Source organism: Paraburkholderia fungorum (genome assembly GCF_900099835.1).
Lineage (GTDB): Bacteria > Pseudomonadota > Gammaproteobacteria > Burkholderiales > Burkholderiaceae > Paraburkholderia > Paraburkholderia fungorum_A.
On sequence record NZ_FNKP01000001.1, the window covers coordinates 1,701,218 to 1,718,003 of the forward strand.

General features: G+C 64.8%; 8 protein-coding genes. 6 read left to right on the forward strand and 2 right to left on the reverse strand.

All coding sequences use genetic code 11. The features are described from left to right. Positions 1-91 precede the first annotated feature (91 nt). The gene (locus tag BLS41_RS07500) at positions 92-2,752 is read left to right on the forward strand and encodes a mechanosensitive ion channel family protein (protein WP_074763727.1); all 2,661 of its coding nucleotides are present in this window, start codon (positions 92-94) and stop codon (positions 2,750-2,752) included. 48 nt (positions 2,753-2,800) lie between these two features. On the opposite strand, the gene BLS41_RS07505 is transcribed toward BLS41_RS07500, so the two are convergent. After that, positions 2,801-3,310: a cysteine dioxygenase family protein gene (locus BLS41_RS07505; RefSeq protein WP_436971996.1), complete on the reverse strand. Its 510-nt coding sequence runs from the start codon at positions 3,308-3,310 to the stop codon at positions 2,801-2,803. 304 nt (positions 3,311-3,614) lie between these two features. Between BLS41_RS07505 and BLS41_RS07510 the strand changes: the two genes are divergently transcribed. After that, entirely contained in the window at positions 3,615-4,088 is a 474-nt protein-coding gene (locus BLS41_RS07510) for an Lrp/AsnC family transcriptional regulator (RefSeq protein WP_074766354.1), read from the forward strand. A 174-nt stretch (positions 4,089-4,262) separates the two neighbouring features. Beyond that, positions 4,263-4,472 carry a hypothetical protein gene (locus BLS41_RS07515; protein ID WP_074763729.1) on the forward strand — a complete coding sequence of 70 codons (210 nt, stop codon included), beginning with the start codon at positions 4,263-4,265 and terminating at the stop codon, positions 4,470-4,472. A gap of 42 nt (positions 4,473-4,514) precedes the next feature. Here the strand turns inward: BLS41_RS07515 and BLS41_RS07520 are convergent, their stop codons facing one another. Then, on the reverse strand, positions 4,515-7,058 hold the full coding sequence (locus tag BLS41_RS07520) for an FUSC family protein (RefSeq protein ID WP_074763730.1): 2,544 nt from the start codon (positions 7,056-7,058) through the stop codon (positions 4,515-4,517). 224 nt (positions 7,059-7,282) lie between these two features. On the opposite strand from BLS41_RS07520, the gene recC reads away from it, so the two are divergent. From recC to BLS41_RS07535, 3 genes are read left to right on the forward strand one after another with little or no spacing between them, the layout of a single operon-like run. After that, complete coding sequence (gene recC / locus BLS41_RS07525; protein WP_074763731.1) at positions 7,283-10,660, forward strand: exodeoxyribonuclease V subunit gamma; 3,378 nt, start codon at positions 7,283-7,285, stop codon at positions 10,658-10,660. Continuing rightward, positions 10,657-14,349 (forward strand): exodeoxyribonuclease V subunit beta, encoded by a 3,693-nt coding sequence (gene recB / locus BLS41_RS07530; protein WP_074763732.1) that lies wholly within the window; start codon positions 10,657-10,659, stop codon positions 14,347-14,349. The genes recC and recB overlap by 4 nt, the downstream gene beginning before the upstream one ends. Further along, complete coding sequence (locus BLS41_RS07535; protein ID WP_074763733.1) at positions 14,346-16,529, forward strand: AAA family ATPase; 2,184 nt, start codon at positions 14,346-14,348, stop codon at positions 16,527-16,529. The genes recB and BLS41_RS07535 overlap by 4 nt, the downstream gene beginning before the upstream one ends. The last annotated feature ends 257 nt before the right edge of the window (positions 16,530-16,786 follow it).

Consider the following 16,786-nt stretch of genomic DNA (forward strand, 5'->3'; position numbering starts at 1 on the left):
GCAAGCGTCCTAACATTCGGTTACGCATGTACGGTCTCGCCGGGTAAAACTGCGGCTACACTTGGCGTCTCCCGTTTTTCTACGGATTGCCATGCAGTCATGCCCATCGCGGCGTGAGTCCGAGGCTGCGCCGTCCATCGGCGGGCAGCCGGCGACTCGCGCCGTTCTTCATATTTCTTCAGATCGAAGCGCTCCCGGCGCGCGGCAACGCGCGCGCACGCCGTTCTGGGCAAGGCTCGGTGCGGGAACGGCTGCATGGGCCGCCGCAGCCTGCGTCGCGCTGATCCTCTGTTTGGGCTGGTTGCCCGCGGGCGCGCAAGCCGCCACGGCGGGCGCCGGCACCAGCACGCCGGTGATCCCGGCTTTGCAGAGCCTCATCAATAGCGCGACGGTGGCGCCCGCAGCGGCATCGGCGGCTTCGGGCGCGTCCGCCGCCGACGCCGCGTCGGCGCCGTCGCCCGCCAGCCAGGCGGAGCTGGCGCGCTCGCTCGACAGCGTGATCTCCACCCTCGACAACGACCGGCAACGCACCGCGCTCGTCGCCCAGCTCAAAAAATTGCGCGACGTCTCGAAAACGGTCACGCCGCCGCCGCCCGCGCAACCGAGTCCCGGCCTGCTCGGCGCGATTGCGTCGGGCATTGCGTCGTTCGAATCCGATGTGCATCAGGGCCGCACGCCGGTGCGTTATTGGGGCGGCCGCTTCAATGCGGCCGGCAACGAGCTTTACACAATCGTTTCAGGCCAGGGGCAGGAGAGCTTCAGCCGCATTCTGCTGTCGATGCTCGGGATGCTGCTCGGCTGGGGCGCATGCGCCGGCGCGCTGATCTATCTGCAACACCGGATCTACCGGCGCTTTGGCATCGTCATGGGACTGAACCCGAATCCGACCACGCGCGAGTTGCTGATCTTCGCGCTGCGCCGTGTCGGTCCGTGGATCATTGCGTTCGTCGCCGCGCTGCTGTTCGTGCGCGCGATGCCCGATGCGCTCGGCCGCACGCTCGGCATGGTGGTCGCCTACGCGATCGTCGCGGGCGCGGTGTTTTCGGCGATCTGTCTGATCATGTTTTCGCTGTTCGGCTCGGGGCACCGGCGCGTCGCAGTGCGCCTCCTGATCGATCATGCGCGGCGCGTGCTGTTCGTGGTCGGCGTGTGCGGCGCGCTCGGCGACGCGGCGGTCAATTACGACGTCGCGCATCAACTCGGCTCGAATCTCGCCGCACTGATTTCGACTGCCGCCAACATGACGGCCGCCGTGCTGACCGGCTATTTCGCGCTCGCGTTCCGCCGGCCGGTCGCGCATCTGATCCGCAACCGGCCGTACGAGCAGCGCAACGACCACAAGGCCGCCACCGACGCGTTCGACGTGCTTGCCGCGTTGTGGCACGTGCCGGTGCTGGTGCTGGCGACGGCCTCGGTGGTCGCAACATTGGGCGGCTCGGGTTCCAGCGAGAACGTGCTGCAGATTTCGATCGTCACGGCGGCCTTGCTGGTGCTGGCGTTCTTCCTGTCGGCGATCGTGCTGCGGATGACACGTCCGCGCAGTGCCCGCGCCCGTCGTCGTTCGCCTTATCTGACGCGGCTGCTGCGGTTTTCCGGCACGCTGCTGACGCTGTTCATCTGGCTGTTTTTCTTCGAACTGGCCGCCCGCTTGTGGGGCGTCTCGCTGGTGGCGATGGTCGAGGAAAACGTCGCCGCGCGCGGCATCGCGCATGCCGTGGTGGCGATCATCGCGACGGTATTCATCGCGTGGCTGCTGTGGATTCTGGTCGACACTGCGATCACCGAAGCGCTGAATCCCGGCGGTCCGCGCAACAAGGCGCGCGCGCCGAGCATGCGCGCACGTACGATGCTGCCGCTCGTGCGCAACGTGCTGCTGGTGACGATCATGACGATTGCCGGCATCGTGACGGCGGCCAATCTCGGCATCAACGTGACGCCGCTGCTGGCCGGCGCGGGCGTGATCGGTCTGGCGATCGGTTTCGGCGCGCAATCGCTGGTGACCGACCTGATTACGGGCCTGTTCATCATCATCGAAGACACGATTTCGGTGGGCGACTGGATCGACGTGGACGGCGGACACGCGGGCACGGTCGAGCATCTGTCGATCAGGACCGTGCGTTTGCGCGACGGCCAGGGCGCGATTCACGCGATTCCTTTCTCGCAGATCAAGATCGTCAAGAATCTGTCGCGCGATTTCGCGTACGCGGTGTTCGAAGTGCGCATGGCGTTTTCCACCGACGTCGATCAGATCACACAACTGATTCGTGAAGTCGGCGCCGACTTGATGGCCGACTTCCGTTACCGGCGCGAGATGCTGGGGCCGATCGAAGTGTGGGGGCTGGACCGTTTCGATCCGAACTGGATGGTCGTGAAAGGGCAGATCAAGACGCGGCCGCTGCAGCAATGGAGCGTGGCGCGCGCGTTCAATCTGCGGCTCAAGCGCAAGATGGACGAAGCGGGGATTGAGATTCCGGTGCCGCAGATGCGGGTCTACACGTCGTCGAAAGATAGCGAGGGGCAGCCTTTGCAGGACGACGACATGTCGGGGCTGATGGCGCAGCACGCGCATGAGGCCGGACATGGCGAAGTGCATGCCGGAGCGGGGGTGGGGGCAGCGGCGCGGCCTGCGCATGCGGCGCATGTGCCGCTCGCTGTGGCGCGCGACGTGTCGCATGAGCCGAGGCCCGCGCCGCCGCCGACCGGGCAGACCGACCCGGTGCCGCCGCAGATTCCTACGGCGGGGAAGACTTGAGATGCAATGCGGGTACGAGGGGCGGCGTGTGTGTGCTGTATGCCGGCTTCAGACAAGCACCGTCGAGTTAGCTGCTTGAACCACATCGTTCACATGCGTCGCGATTTGAGCACCCGGCACACCGTAAATATGCAGCGAAACAGCAGGCGTATCAGAGCGATTCCCCAACTGATGAATACCACCCCGGCCGCCACGCACGAACGACACCGCTCCGCGTTTGCGCGCCTGCGTGCGCGTCGCGCTGGCGCAATGCTGCGCGCCGTTCCATTCGAATACCGTCTCGCTTAGCGTGCCGTCCAGCACCGCGTACCCGCACCACGTGTGATGTCCGTGAACCGGGCTTGCCTGCTGCGGCTGCCAGACCAGTGCGGCGATCGCATAGCGCCCGTGTGGATCGGCGGCGAGCAGATGACGCCGGTAGTTCTCCACTGAACCTTCACGTTGATGCGGCGTGAGCAATGCCGGATCGGCGGCTGCCTGGGCCAGCGCAATGCGCATGCTGCGCGCGAAGAAGGTCGAGTCCGACGGCTCGGGAAAATGCGCGCAGGCTTCGAACATCGCATCCAGCGCGTCGCACAGGCGGGCCAGCGGCGAGTCGTGATTGATCGGCGGACGCTGTGGGGTGCCTGTGCCAGCGCGCGACGCCGTTTCACCCGCTGCGCCGGACTGCGGACGGTAGACCGGAAGACGGTCGAAAGAGGGGGCGCGGAAGTCTTCGCTCATGATTGTTTTGCAGCGTCGTCGCTGCTTTGTCGGCTATTTCTGGATAGCGATATTTATACCCGTTTGACCGGAGAAAGAGTTTCCATATAATTCCCCTCGGAATCTCAAAAGTAGAATAATTTCCTATAGGGGTGTGAAGATGGGAATGGATATCATCGACCGGAAGCTGCTCGAATTGTTGCAGGAAGACGCGACCATGCCGATCGCCGAATTGGCGCAGCGGGTGAATCTGTCGCAGACACCTTGCTGGAAGCGGCTCCAGCGGCTTAAAGAGGCCGGCGTGATTCGCGCGCAAGTGGCGCTTTGCGATGCGCGCAAACTCGGCGTGGGAACGACGGTATTCGTCGCGGTGCGGACCAATCAGCATACCGAGGACTGGGCCAGGACTTTTACGCTGGCGGTGCAGGCGATTCCCGAGGTGGTGGAGGTGTACCGGATGAGCGGCGAAACGGATTACCTGCTGCGCGTCGTGGTATCCGACATCGACGATTACGACCGCGTGTACAAGCAGTTGATTGCCGCCGTGCCGCTGTATGACGTTAGCTCGAGTTTTGCGATGGAACAGATCAAGTATTCGACGGCGTTGCCGGTGCGGCCATCGGCGGTGACTTAGTGAAGGCGTGAAAGTGCGGGGCGTGTCAGCAGGTGCGCCGTTTGCTGCGTACCTCTATGAGCCTGTATGAGGCGGATGGCAGCGCTGATTGCAAGCCGTGTGCAAGCTTGTCCAGCGTAGAATGCCGCGTTCCCCGCTGCCATCCACGACTGTTTCGCGAACCGAGCCCGCCTCATGAATAAACCGCCGCGCAAGAAGAACCCAACCCTTGGCGTTGCCATCTTCATCGTGGTTGCGATATTGCTGGTGATTGCGACGATTCTCTATAACGCAATCAAGGAAAAGCACGACTTCGACAGCCAGAATGCAGGGGCGCCGTCTATTTCGTCGGAAGCGGCAGCGGCTGCGTCGGTGATGAAGCCGGCGAGCGGCGCGGCTCAGTAAGACTGGGTTGGCTGGTGGCGAGCGTTCTTCGCCATCGCCATTTCACCCCGCCGGCAGGCGGATCACGCTCGCATCCTTGCGAATCAGCGCCGCCGCAGCCAGCATCTGCTTGCACTGATGGGCGAGCAATTTCATGTCATGCACGGCATCGGCCGAATAGTCCGGCGACTTTTCCGTTTCGACCACCATCGCATCGAGTTCGCGGCTTAGCAGCTTGATCTGCTCGGCTTGATCGGCGGGCGCTGCGGTGCCGGCTTCAGCTTCGGTGAGATTGTCGCGGACGGCGCTCAGCGCGCGTTGCAGCGGCTGCAAAGAGACGCTTTCGACCTGCTGTTGCTGCTGTGCGGAGGTGCGCAGCAACGGCGCAGCCGCCGTGATCTGCGATGCGAGTACGTGGCTGCGCACGAGCAGGCCGTTCAATTCCGGCACGAATCGCTGGGCGGACTTCGGCTCGAGCATCATCCGTTGAAACGCCTGGCCAAGATTGGCGAACGCCACGTGAACGTTCTTGCGCGCGAGGCGGTAGCGGTAATCGCGGTCGAGCGCCGTCGCCGCTGCGGCGGCAGCAGCGGATGCACCGGCGACCGGTCGCGCAGTCACATTGCTGACCGTGGTGGTGCCCGCGCTGGACTCGGCGTCTGCGATTGGTTTGAGGTCGGCCAGCGGCTTGACATCGGCGACAGCGGTGGACGTAGCGTCGGCATTCGTGCTCGCACCTGCGTTTGCAACCACGTTTGCACCCCCCGCGCTTGAAACCCCACCGGTATTAACCATTGCCGGCCTTGTGAATTCCGCGACCGGATCGGTCATCGCCGCAGCCGGGGCACGCGCACCGGCTTCGGTCACGGTCGCGACCACCGCGGCGGCCGGCTTGCCGCTCCACCACCAGCTCGCCTCCAGATACTGCCGGGTCGCGCTGATCATCGTGTTGACCAGCTTGCCCATCAGCCGGTACTCCCAATACGGGAACAGATGGCTTGCGGCAATCGCGATTGCGCAGCCCACCACCGTATCGATCGCGCGTTCGCCGATGATGCGCATGCTGCCCGGCGCGAGCAGATGGAACAGCAACAGCACATACGATGACGTGAACACCACGCTCGCCGCGTAGTTGAACAGCAGCAGGCTGTAGCTCATCACCATCGACGCGAACATCACCACCATCACGATGTGCGGATTCTTCACGAGGATGATCAGCGCAATACTCGCCGCGCAGCCGATCAGTGTGCCGACTATCCGCTGCCCATTGCGCTGTTTGGTCAGCGAATAACCGGGCTTCAAGATGATGACGGTCGTCATCACGATCCAGTACGCGTTCGTCAGCGGCAACAGACGGCCGAGCCAGAAACCGACGGCGACCGCGATCGTCACCCGCAACGCATGGCGAAAGCTCGGCGACGCCATCGTGAGATTCGAAAAAATCTGGCCGAAAGGCACGCGCCTGCTAGACACGAAGCGGCTTAGCGCCTTGTCGATACGCAGCTCGGTTTCGGTCGGGCTCGGGTCGCTCGACAGGCTCTTGCGCATCTTGTCGATCAGACGCGTCGCGCTCCAGATGCGTCTGAAATTCGACGACACCGCTGCATAAGCCTCGGGGCTTTTCGCGGGCAGGTCCTGCTTGCGCATCAGTTCGATTTCGAATTCGATCGCGCGCAATTCAGCCTTGACGTTCACGCTTTTACGCGGCGCATGATTCTGCAAAACCGCGAGCCCGATTTCTTCGAGGTCTTCAGCGGCCTTGCGAATCAGGTCGCGGTAGAACACCAGCAGATCGGAGCCGCCGAACGTGTTGCGCACGAGCGGGTAATCGGTGTGCGCACCGACAAACAGTTCGTGCAGATCAACGGTGTTGATGAACAGATTGAACAGCATCGCACGGCGCGGTTCGAGCTTGCCGCGCTTGAGCTTGGGCAGATTGCGCAACACGATGTCGCGCGCGGCGTCCTGGCGCTCCACGGCCGCGATCTGCTTGTCGACCAGGTTGCGATAGCACTCGTCCAGGTCGTTGTCGAGATCGTAGAACGCGGCGCGCGCGAGCAGGTAGTCGGCACACGCGAATACGCTCTCGGCGAGCGCCTGCTGTTCGATACGATGCATCATCCAGCGGCTGACGAAGGTCGACCAGTATGTGTACCAGAGGCCGCCCAGCAGAATCCACGATGCGTTGACGAGCGCCTGGACCGGCGTGAAGTGTTCCTCCAGCGTCATGATCATCATGAACAGCGTGGCGAAGCTGATCTGCGGCCAGCGGTTGCCGTAGACGACGATCAGCGAGAGCACGAACGTGAGCGGCACAACCGTACACCACAGTGCGACCGGATTGACGGTGGCGAGCCCCGTGGCGAGCGCCGACAGGAAACCGATCACGGTGCACGCCAGCATTTCGTTGTGCTTGTACTTGAGCGGCCCCGGCATGTCGACCACGCACGCGCCGAGTGCGCCGGTGGCGATCGTGAAACCGAGTTCGCGGTCATGAAACACGATCAGGCACAAGAGCGCCGGTAACGACACACCAACCGCGATGCGCAGGCCGCCATAAAAGTACTGGCTGTAAAGGAATTTTCTTATTTCAACCGAATAGCGCATCGACTGCCTGGATTCAATTCACTGAGAAAAGGCGGCTGAAGGGTAGACGCGAGTGCAGACCCAAACTGCCGTCGAGTCTAACTTATTTTGTGTCTGATCTGACCTCGCCCATCTGGCCAGGTTATGCCCTGGGAGCGCGTTTGTTATGCTGTCGCTTCAATGTCTGTGGCGGTCTGCACGTTGCGCCAAAGTTACTCCAGCACCGCCCGTCTGATCCGGAATCCATGCTCCAGCTCTTCTATTCAAACCGCTACGAAACCCTTGTCGGCGCGCTTCTCGACGACCTCGGCGAAGCGCCGTCCGATCCCTGGGCCGCGCAGCCCGTGATCGTTCCGAGCGCGGCGGTGCGTCGTCGGCTGGAACTCGATATCGCCACGCGCCAGGGCATTTGCGCGAATGTCAATTTTGGTTATCTCGCGCAATGGCTGTGGGCTCAGATCGGCGGGGTGATAAAAAACGTGCCGGCGCATTCGCCGTTCGCACCGGACCGGCTCGTGTGGCGCTGCTACCGCCTGCTGGGCGACGCGGACGAAACGCTGCCGTGGAACGCTTCGCCGCGTCTGCGAACCTATCTGGATGCAGCCGACGCGTCGATGCGTTACGAACTCGCGCGGCGTGTGGCGACGGTGCTCGACCACTATCTGACTTATCGGCCGGAGTGGTTGCAGCAATGGCAGAAGGGCGGTTCGATCTTCGCAAGCGGCGCGCTGGACGACACCGGCCCGCGTCTCACCGGCGCGAGCGATGCCGCCCGGGAAGACGAGCGCTGGCAAGCGGCGCTGTGGCGCTCGGTCCTCGCCGAAGTCGCGGGCGACGCGCAAACGCCTGCCGCCGCCTTGCCCCCCGCGTATCGCTTCCTGGAGGAAATCGGCACGCTTGATCTGGAGGCGATTTCCAACGCACAGTGGCCTGAGGCAGTTAGCGTATTCGCGCTGCCGACCATGCCGCCGTTGCACGTCGCGTTGCTGCGCGCGTTATCGCGTTGGGTCGACGTGCGGCTCTACGTGATGAACCCGTGCCGCGAGTTCTGGTTCGACGTGGTCAGCGAAGGACGCGTGCAGGCGCTCGATGCCGCCGGGCAACTCGACTACCAGGAAGTCGGGCATCCGCTGCTAGCCGAGTGGGGTCGTCAGACGCAGGCGCAGTTGCACATGCTGCACGAACTGACTGAAAGCGCGGCCTCGGGCGAGACCGGCGACTTCACCGAAAACCCGGAACCTAGCTGGCTTGCCGCCGTGCAGAACGGCATTCTCGAACTGCGCGCGGAAACCGATACGGACGAGTTGCCGATCGAGCGCGGCATCGAGGTTCATGTCTGTCACAGCCTGTCGCGGCAGCTCGAAGTGCTGCACGACCGGCTGCTTGGCTGGTTCGACGAATTCGACGATCTGCAGCCGTCGGACGTGCTGGTCGCCGTATCCGATCTCGCCGCAGCAGGCCCGTTGATCGATGCCGTTTTCGGCACTACGCCGCCTGGCGACACGCGCCGCATTCCGTACCGGATCACTGGTTTGCCGCCGTCGCAGGCGAATCCGGTGGCGCGTTTGCTGCTGGATTGGCTGGCGCTGCCCGACCGCAGTGTGGGCGCGCCCGATCTGATCGAATGGCTGCGCGTCGACGCGATTGCCGTGCGCTACGGCATCGATGCCAGTTCGCTCGAAGCCGCGCAGGAATGGCTCGCGGCAGCCGGTGCGCGGCGCGGTCTCGCGCCTGTCGAACCGACCGGCGAACACGTGCCGATTGCCCGTCACACTTTCGCGGATGCACTCACGCGTCTCTATCTCGGCTACGCGATGCCCGACGGCGGCGAGCCGGTCGACGCGTGGCTGCCGGTCGAAGGCGCCGACGGCTCCGACGCCGAGTTGCTCGGCCGCCTGTCGCGTTTCGTCGACGACATCGACAGCTTCGCAGCCGATTGTGCGGTCGAGCGAACTCCCGCCGCATGGTCGCAACTGCTGCTCGAAACGCTCGGGCAATCGTTCGACGGCGGCGTCGAGTTCGCCGATTCGCTTGCGGCCGTGCGCGACGCGATCAGCAAGATGAGCGATGCGATGCAGGCGGGCGCGCAGGACGTGCTGCTGCCGGCTGCAGTCGTGCGCGGCGCGCTGACCGAAGCGCTCGACGACCCGGCTCGCGGTGGCGTCCCTTGGGGCAGCGTGACTTTTTCATCGTTGACCAGTTTGCGCGGTTTGCCATTCAGGATCGTCTGTCTGCTGGGCATGGACGACGGCGTGCTGCCGAGTCTCGCGCGCGCCGACGAATTCGACCTGATGGCCGCGTTCGGCAAAGCGGGCGACCGGCAGCGCCGCGACGACGAGCGCAATCTGTTCCTCGATCTGCTGCTGGCCGCGCGCGAACGGCTTTTCATCGCGTACACAGGACGCAGCATTCGCGACAACGCGCCGTTGCCGCCAGCCGCGCTGGTCGATGAACTGCTCGATCATCTGGCGCAAGTGTCGGCGGGCGAAGATGCGAGTCCTGCTGAGGTCGACGAGGCGCGGCACGACTTCATCGTCGATCACCCGTTGCAGGCGTTTGCGTCGGACTATTTTTCATCGCAAGGCGAGTTGTTCACCTACAACGCCGATCGCGCAGAACTCGCGACGCTGCTGGCCGCGCCACAGCACGCGGACGTCGCACCATTCTTCGATCAGCCATTGCCCCCGGAAGACGATTCACCGGTTGCGTTCGACGAATTCGTGCGCTTCTGGCGTCATCCGGCGCGCGCGTTGTTGCGGGATCGGCTGGGCATCGTGTTGTCGGACGCGCAAGGCGAATTGCTCGACACGGAGCCGTTCGATCTCGATTACAGCGGTCGCGATGCGTTGGCGGATCGTCTGCTGCCCGTGCTGCTCGATGCCGATACCGAAGACGAGGTCATGTTCGATCGTGTGCGCCGGGTTGCCGCGGCGAGTCCCGAATTGCCCGGCGGCGCGACCGGTGCCGTTTGGCGCGCGAGAGAGTTGGGGGCGTTGCACCGGCTGGCAACGAGCGTGCGCCGTGAAGTGGCGTCAGGCGTCGAGCGATTGCCGTTCGTGCTCGATATCGCGCCGCGCTGGCCCGATGGTACGGATCTCGCAGGCGCGCTGTTTGGTCCGCACGACGCCATGCTTCGTGACGCGGCAAAAGCACCGCTGCAACTGCATGGCACCTTGAATCTGCTGACCGGAACAGGGCAAGTGATTTTCCGTTACGCCAAACCCACCGCGCGCGATTACCTGTCCGCGTGGCTTGCGCATCTGGTTTATTGCGCGGCCCGGCCCGATGGTCCGCGCCGTACCGTGTGGCATGGCAGCGGCGAGAGTTTCGAACTCGCGCCAGTCGCCGCGCCGCTCGACGAACTCGCGCCGCTTGCGGCGTTGTTCAGGGCGGGGCGCAGGTTGCCGCTGCGCTTTTTTCCAAAGAGCGCGTGGACGCGGGTCAGCGAAAGCGAATCGGCGTCGCAAGGTGTGTGGATCAACGACCGCGTGCGCGGCGAGTCGGATGATCCTGCATTGCGCATCGCATTGCGCGGCACGCCGCTCACGCTCGACGAGCCGTTCGGCAGTCTTGCGTCGATCGTGTTCAAGCCGTTGATCCAGCATCTGCGGAGCGCATCATGAGCGGCGCCGCACACAATTACGCGCTGGTCGCCGAAGAACTCGACGTCTTTGCGTGTTCGCTCGACGGCGTCAACCAGATCGAAGCGTCGGCCGGAACCGGCAAGACCTGGAACATTTGCGCGTTGTACGTGCGATTGCTGCTCGAAAAGAATCTGAACGCCGATCAGATCCTCGTCGTCACGTTCACGAAAGCGGCGACTGCCGAGTTGCACGAGCGTATTCGCGGACGCCTCGCGGAACTGCATCGCGCAATCGAGATGGATGACGATGGCGGTGATCCGTTCATTCAGCGCCTCTTTGAAACGACGTTGTCGCCGGAGCGCGGTATTGAACGTGACGACGCGCTGAAAGTGGTGCGCCGCGCGTTGCGTACTTTCGACCAGGCCGCGATTCACACGATTCACGCCTTCTGTCAGCGCGCGTTGCAGGAAGCGCCGTTTGCCGCCGCCATGCCGTTCGCGTTCGAGATGGAAGCCGACGACGCCGCATTGCGTTTCGAAATGGCCGCCGATTTCTGGCGTGAACAGGTCGAACCGGTTGCCTATGCGCACCCTGCGTTCGCCGCGTGGCTGGTGGCCAAACGCGCCGGTCCCGCTTCACTCGACGAGCAACTCGCGCGGCGTCTGAAAAAGCCGTTGGCATTGTTGCGCTGGGGCACGCTCGACGCGAGCGGCAGCGACGCCGATCCGCAAGCCGGTTTCGACGCCGCATGCGCGCTATGGCAAGCCGAACGCGACGCAATTGTGGGCCTGCTCGCGCAGGCGCAGGAGCGCTTGAGCAAGACCACGCACAAGCCCGATCACGTGAGCGCGGCCATCGCCGCATGGACCGACTATTTCGCGCAGGGCGATTGCCATGCGCCGCCGCCGAAGGCCGCGCTGAAATTGACGGTGTCCGCGTTGAAGAAGGCGACCAAGGTCAAGTTCGAACCGCCCGAGCATCCGTTCTTCGAACACGCCGAAGCGCTGGCGGCCGCCGTGGTGTCGGCCGAGGCCGCGCAACGCGCGCGCTGGCTCGAACTGGTGCAAAGCTGGCTTGGCTATGCACCCGCCGAGCTGGTCGCACGCAAGCGCACGCGCCGGGTCGTCTCGTTCGACGATCTGCTGTCCAACCTGTATCGCGCGTTGGCTGCCCATCCGTGGCTCGCCGATGCGTTGCGCGCACGTTATCCGGCCGCGCTGATCGACGAGTTTCAGGATACCGATCCGCTGCAGTTCGCCATTTTCAGCCGCATTTTCGCGCCGGCTGGACCGCTGTTCCTGGTCGGCGATCCGAAGCAGGCCATCTACAGCTTTCGCGCGGCTGATTTGCATACCTATCTGGCTGCGCGTGCGGCGGCTTCGGCGTGCTACACGCTGGCCGTCAATCAGCGCTCTACCGCACCGATCGTCGAAGCCTGCAACCGGTTGTTCGAGGCCAATCCGCAAGCATTCGTGCTCGACGGCCTCGACTACCAGCCAGTGCGCGCAGGAGAGCGGCGCAGGGCGCCGTTTGCCGATCCCGACGCAAGCGGCGGCGATTTCCGTATCTGGACCTTGCCGCAAGGCGACGCCGCGTTGACCAAACGCGAAGCCCAGCGCGAAGCGAGCGAAGCGTGTGCCGCCGAGATCGTGCGGTTGCTGCGCGGTGCCCGCGAAGGCACGGTGACGATCGGCGACAAACCGCTCGCGCCGGGCAACATCGCCGTGCTGGTGCAAACGCATAAGCAGGGCAGTCTGATCAAGCGCGTGCTGGCCGCGTGGGGTGTCGGCAGTGTGGAGCTGGCGCAGGCGTCGGTGTTTGCGACGCTCGACGCCGAGCAGATCGAGCGTGTACTTGCCGCCGTCGATACGCCCGGCGATCTGCGTCGTCTGCGTGCGGCGCTCGCCACCGACTGGCTCGGTCTCGACGCCGCCGCGCTATGGCGTCTGGAGCAGGTCGCCGACGCGCCAACATCGGCCGACGACCCCGCGCACGCGGCGGACGCGATGGGCTGGGTCGAACGTTTCTCACGCTACCGCACGCTGTGGCACGAGCGTGGTTTCGCGGTGATGTGGCGCACGCTGATGCGCGAACTGCGGGTGGCGCAACGGCTCGTTGCGGGCGTGGACGGCGAGCGCCGTCTGACGAACGTGAACCATCTGGCCGAACTCGTGCAAGCGCGTGCCGCCACGCAACCCGGCATCGCGCCGACCCTGCGCTGGCTCGCCGCGCAACGCGACCAGGGCGGCGGTGAAGACGCGCAATTGCGGCTCGAATCGGATCGCAATCTCGTGCAGATCGTCACGGTTCACAAATCGAAGGGGCTCGAGTACGCGGTGGTGTTCTGTCCGTTTCTGAACGACGGCGCGTTGCGCGAGCCGCCGTCGTCCGGCTTGCCCGATGCTCGCGAGTATCACGACGAGTCCGGCGACGCGGTGCTTCACTACGGTTGCGACGACGATGAGGCAGAGCGCGCGTCGCGTTACGCATCGCGTGAACAGGCAGCGGAGCGGGCACGGCTGGTGTACGTCGCGCTCACGCGTGCCGTCTACCGCTGCTATCTGGTGGCAGGAACGTATCTGTCGTCGAAGTCCACGAAAGAATCGCGCCGTAGCGTGTTGAACTGGCTGGTGGGCGGCAGCGGTCATGTTTTCGACGACTGGCTCACCGATCCACCCGACGAAGCCTCGCTGGCCGCTCGCTGGCAGGCGCTGGCAGGCGGTCCGGTGACGTTGCAGGCATTGCCTGCGGTTGCTCGCAGGACGCCGCTGGAGAGCCTCGAGGACCACGGCGCGCACATGCAGGCGCGAGCCAACCGGCGGATGTTGCGCGACCAGTGGCGCATGGCGAGCTTTAGCGGCTTGATCGCGGCTGGCAGCAAGGCTGAAGAGTTGCATGCACCGGCCGAAGACGTGCGGCCCGATCACGATGAAATCGCCGATTCGATTGCCGTCGTGCCCGTGCCTGTTCCGCAAGCGCCGTCCTATGCCGAGGACGACATTCTCGGCTTTCCGCGCGGCGCGGCGGCGGGCGACTGTTTGCATCGGATGTTCGAGCTTGCGCAGTTCAACAATCCGGGCACGTGGCCGAAGGCTATCGAGGGAGCGCTCCGCGAGCGGCCCGCCCCGGCCACGCCCGAACTCGGCGCGCGTTTGCCCGCGATGATGCACAACCTGCTCGCCGATGTCGTCAGCACCGAACTCATGCCCGGCATGACGCTGGCCAGGCTCGATCCGCGGCGGCGAATGAACGAAATGGAGTTTCTGTTCGCGGCGCCGTCGCTTGGGTTCCCCGCGTTACGCGAGTTGCTGATCGAGCACGGCTACCCCGACGTCGCACTGGAGCCGGGCGTGTTGCGCGGCTTCGTCAAAGGGTTTATCGACATGATCGTCGAGCACGATGGCCGCTTCTGGATCGTCGACTGGAAGTCGAATCATCTCGGCGATACCGCTGCCGACTATGCCGCCGCGCCGCTCGAAGCGGCGATGGCAAGTCACGCGTATCACCTGCAGGCGCTGCTCTACACGGTCGCGCTGCATCGGTATCTGAAAACGCGGGTGCGCGATTATTCGTACGACACGCACATCGGCGGCTATCTTTATCTGTTCGTGCGGGGCGTGCGTCCTGATTGGCGTGACGCCGGTGAGGCCGCCGGTGTGCATCGGCGGCGGCCTGCTTTTGAACTTGTGGCGCTGCTCGATGCGGCCATGATCGGGGGTGTCGCATGAGCACGATTGAGCAGAAAGGCTCGATGCCGCCGGAGATCGACGACATCGGCATCACGCTGCCCGCGCCGGCCGATTTCAGCATCGCGCTCGCCGAAGGGTTTGCACGCCGTATCGGTGCGCTGGCGCGTCGCGGGGGCGCCTCGATCGATGCGGTGAAGTGGGCCGCTCGGGGCGCTTTTGCAGCGAGCCGTGCGACGACAGAGGGTCACGTGTGCGTGCCGCTTGGCGTGTTGGCGCGGCGCTTCGACGCGTCGGTCGGCGAGGCGCGCGCGGGCTTGTTTGCAAGCGGCATGGCCAGCGATGGGACGCTGGGCGCGCCGGCTTTACGGCCGTTGGTGATCGACGCGCAGGGGCGTTTATATCTCGCGCGATATTACGATTACGAGCGGCGCCTGGCGCGCTCGCTGGTGGCGCATACGGGTGAAGGCGGCGCGCGGGGTGAGGCTGTTGAGCCACCCCTTGCGGAGTTGGCTGCGAACGCCATGGTGGGCGACACCCAATCCTTGTCCGACCGTCTACTGCGGTTTTTCGGGCCGCCCAAGGACGATGAAGTCGACTGGCAGCGCGTCGCGGCAGTGATGGCGCTATCGGGGCGGCTCACCATCGTCAGCGGTGGCCCTGGCACCGGCAAGACCACCACCGTGGTCGGCGTGCTTGCGTGTCTGCTCGATACCCGAGCCGATCTGCGGATCGCACTCGCTGCGCCGACGGGCAAAGCCGCCCAGCGCATGCAGGAAGCGTTGCTCGCACGTGCCGGCGATCTGCCGCCCGAACTCGCCGTGCGTTTGCCGCAGACTTCGTACACGTTGCATCGTCTGCTTGGCTCGGGGCCGGGCGGACGGTTCCGGGATCATCGAGATAACCCGCTGCCGTACGACGTTGTCGTGATCGACGAGGCGTCGATGATCGACGTCGCGATGGCCGCGCATCTGCTCGACGCTATCGCGCCGCACACCCGTCTCGTGATGCTCGGCGACAAGGATCAGCTCGCCGCCGTCGAAGCCGGTGCGGTGTTCGCCGAACTCAGCGCGCGGCCGGCCTTTACGCAAGGCGGCGTGCAACGGATCGCCGAAGCACTGGGGATAGACCGGAAGCGGTTCGCGCAGGCGTTGCCGGGTGTATCGCGTGACTTCGACGAGCCTCCTGCTGACTATTTCCCATCGGCGGAGTCTGATTCCTTTTCGGACGACAGCTTCGCTCCGCCGTCCGACGACCTGTTCGCGCGGACCGATCCGCGCGATGCATTCGATCCGCCATCCGCCGGCGATCTATTCGGCGACGACATATCGGCGGCAAGCGGGGGCGCGTCGTTCGCATCGCGCGACGACATATCGGCTCCGAGCCCGCAGAGTCCGCTCGCCGATTGTGTCGTGTGGCTCGAGCGGAACTATCGGTTCGGCCTCGATTCGCCGATCGGCCGTCTGTCGCTTGCCATTCGCAGCGGCTCTGCCAGCGAGGCGCTCGAGGTGTTGCGCATCGACCCGGCAGAAACCTGCGCGGCGGCTCTGCACGAAGATACCCACGCGACGCTGACCGAGCGCACCGTCACCCGGCTCGCCGCAGGCTTCACCCCTTACGCCGATGCATTGGCGTCGACGCTGGCCATGGACTCGCCCGATCCGCTGCCGCTTTTCGATGCGCTGAACCAGTTCCGCATTTTGTGCGCGACGCGTTCCGGGCCGCGCGGCGTCGATCAGGTGAACGCGGCGATGGCGGCTCAGGTGCGGCGTGCCGCAGGCGTGACGCTGGCGGTGGGCGCGCAATGGTTTGCGGGGCGCGCGATCATGGTCACGCGCAACGACTATGCGTTAGGTCTGTTCAACGGCGACATCGGCATCGCGCTGCCGGGCGCGGGCGGCGCGTTGCGGGTGTATTTCCGCACCGGCGACGGTGGCCTGCGAGCGGTGTCGCCCGCTGCGCTTCCACCACACGACACGGCCTTCGCGTTGACGGTCCACAAATCGCAAGGCTCGGAGTTCGAGCACGCGGTGTTGATGCTGCCGCCTGTTTTCAGCCGGGTGTTGTCGCGCGAGCTGGTGTACACGGCGATTACCCGCGCGCGCGTTCGAGTGGAAGTGGTGGGCGGGCGCGCGGTATTGGCGCAGGCAATTGCCACGCCGACGCAGCGCGACTCCGGGCTGGCCGCGCGAATTGCGGAGGCCTCGCGGCGAGGGGCTTAGGGTGAAACGGAAGCTGGGCTTGCAGGAGGGGCTGTAGCGGCGTGGAGCGGGGATAGGTTGCAACGCAAGCAGGGTCTTTCGCAGCGAGGTGGGGCGGCGCGAAGCGGGCTGCGAATAGCCAGAGGTGCTGGCGTGATGCCGGCGGTGTCTGGCCAAAGTGTGTCATGCCAACGTGCGCTAACGCGTCAGGGTATGAGGGCTGGGTGGCAGCCAAAAAGCTGAAAGCACGCGAGAACCCGCGTGCTGCGCGAGCGCTC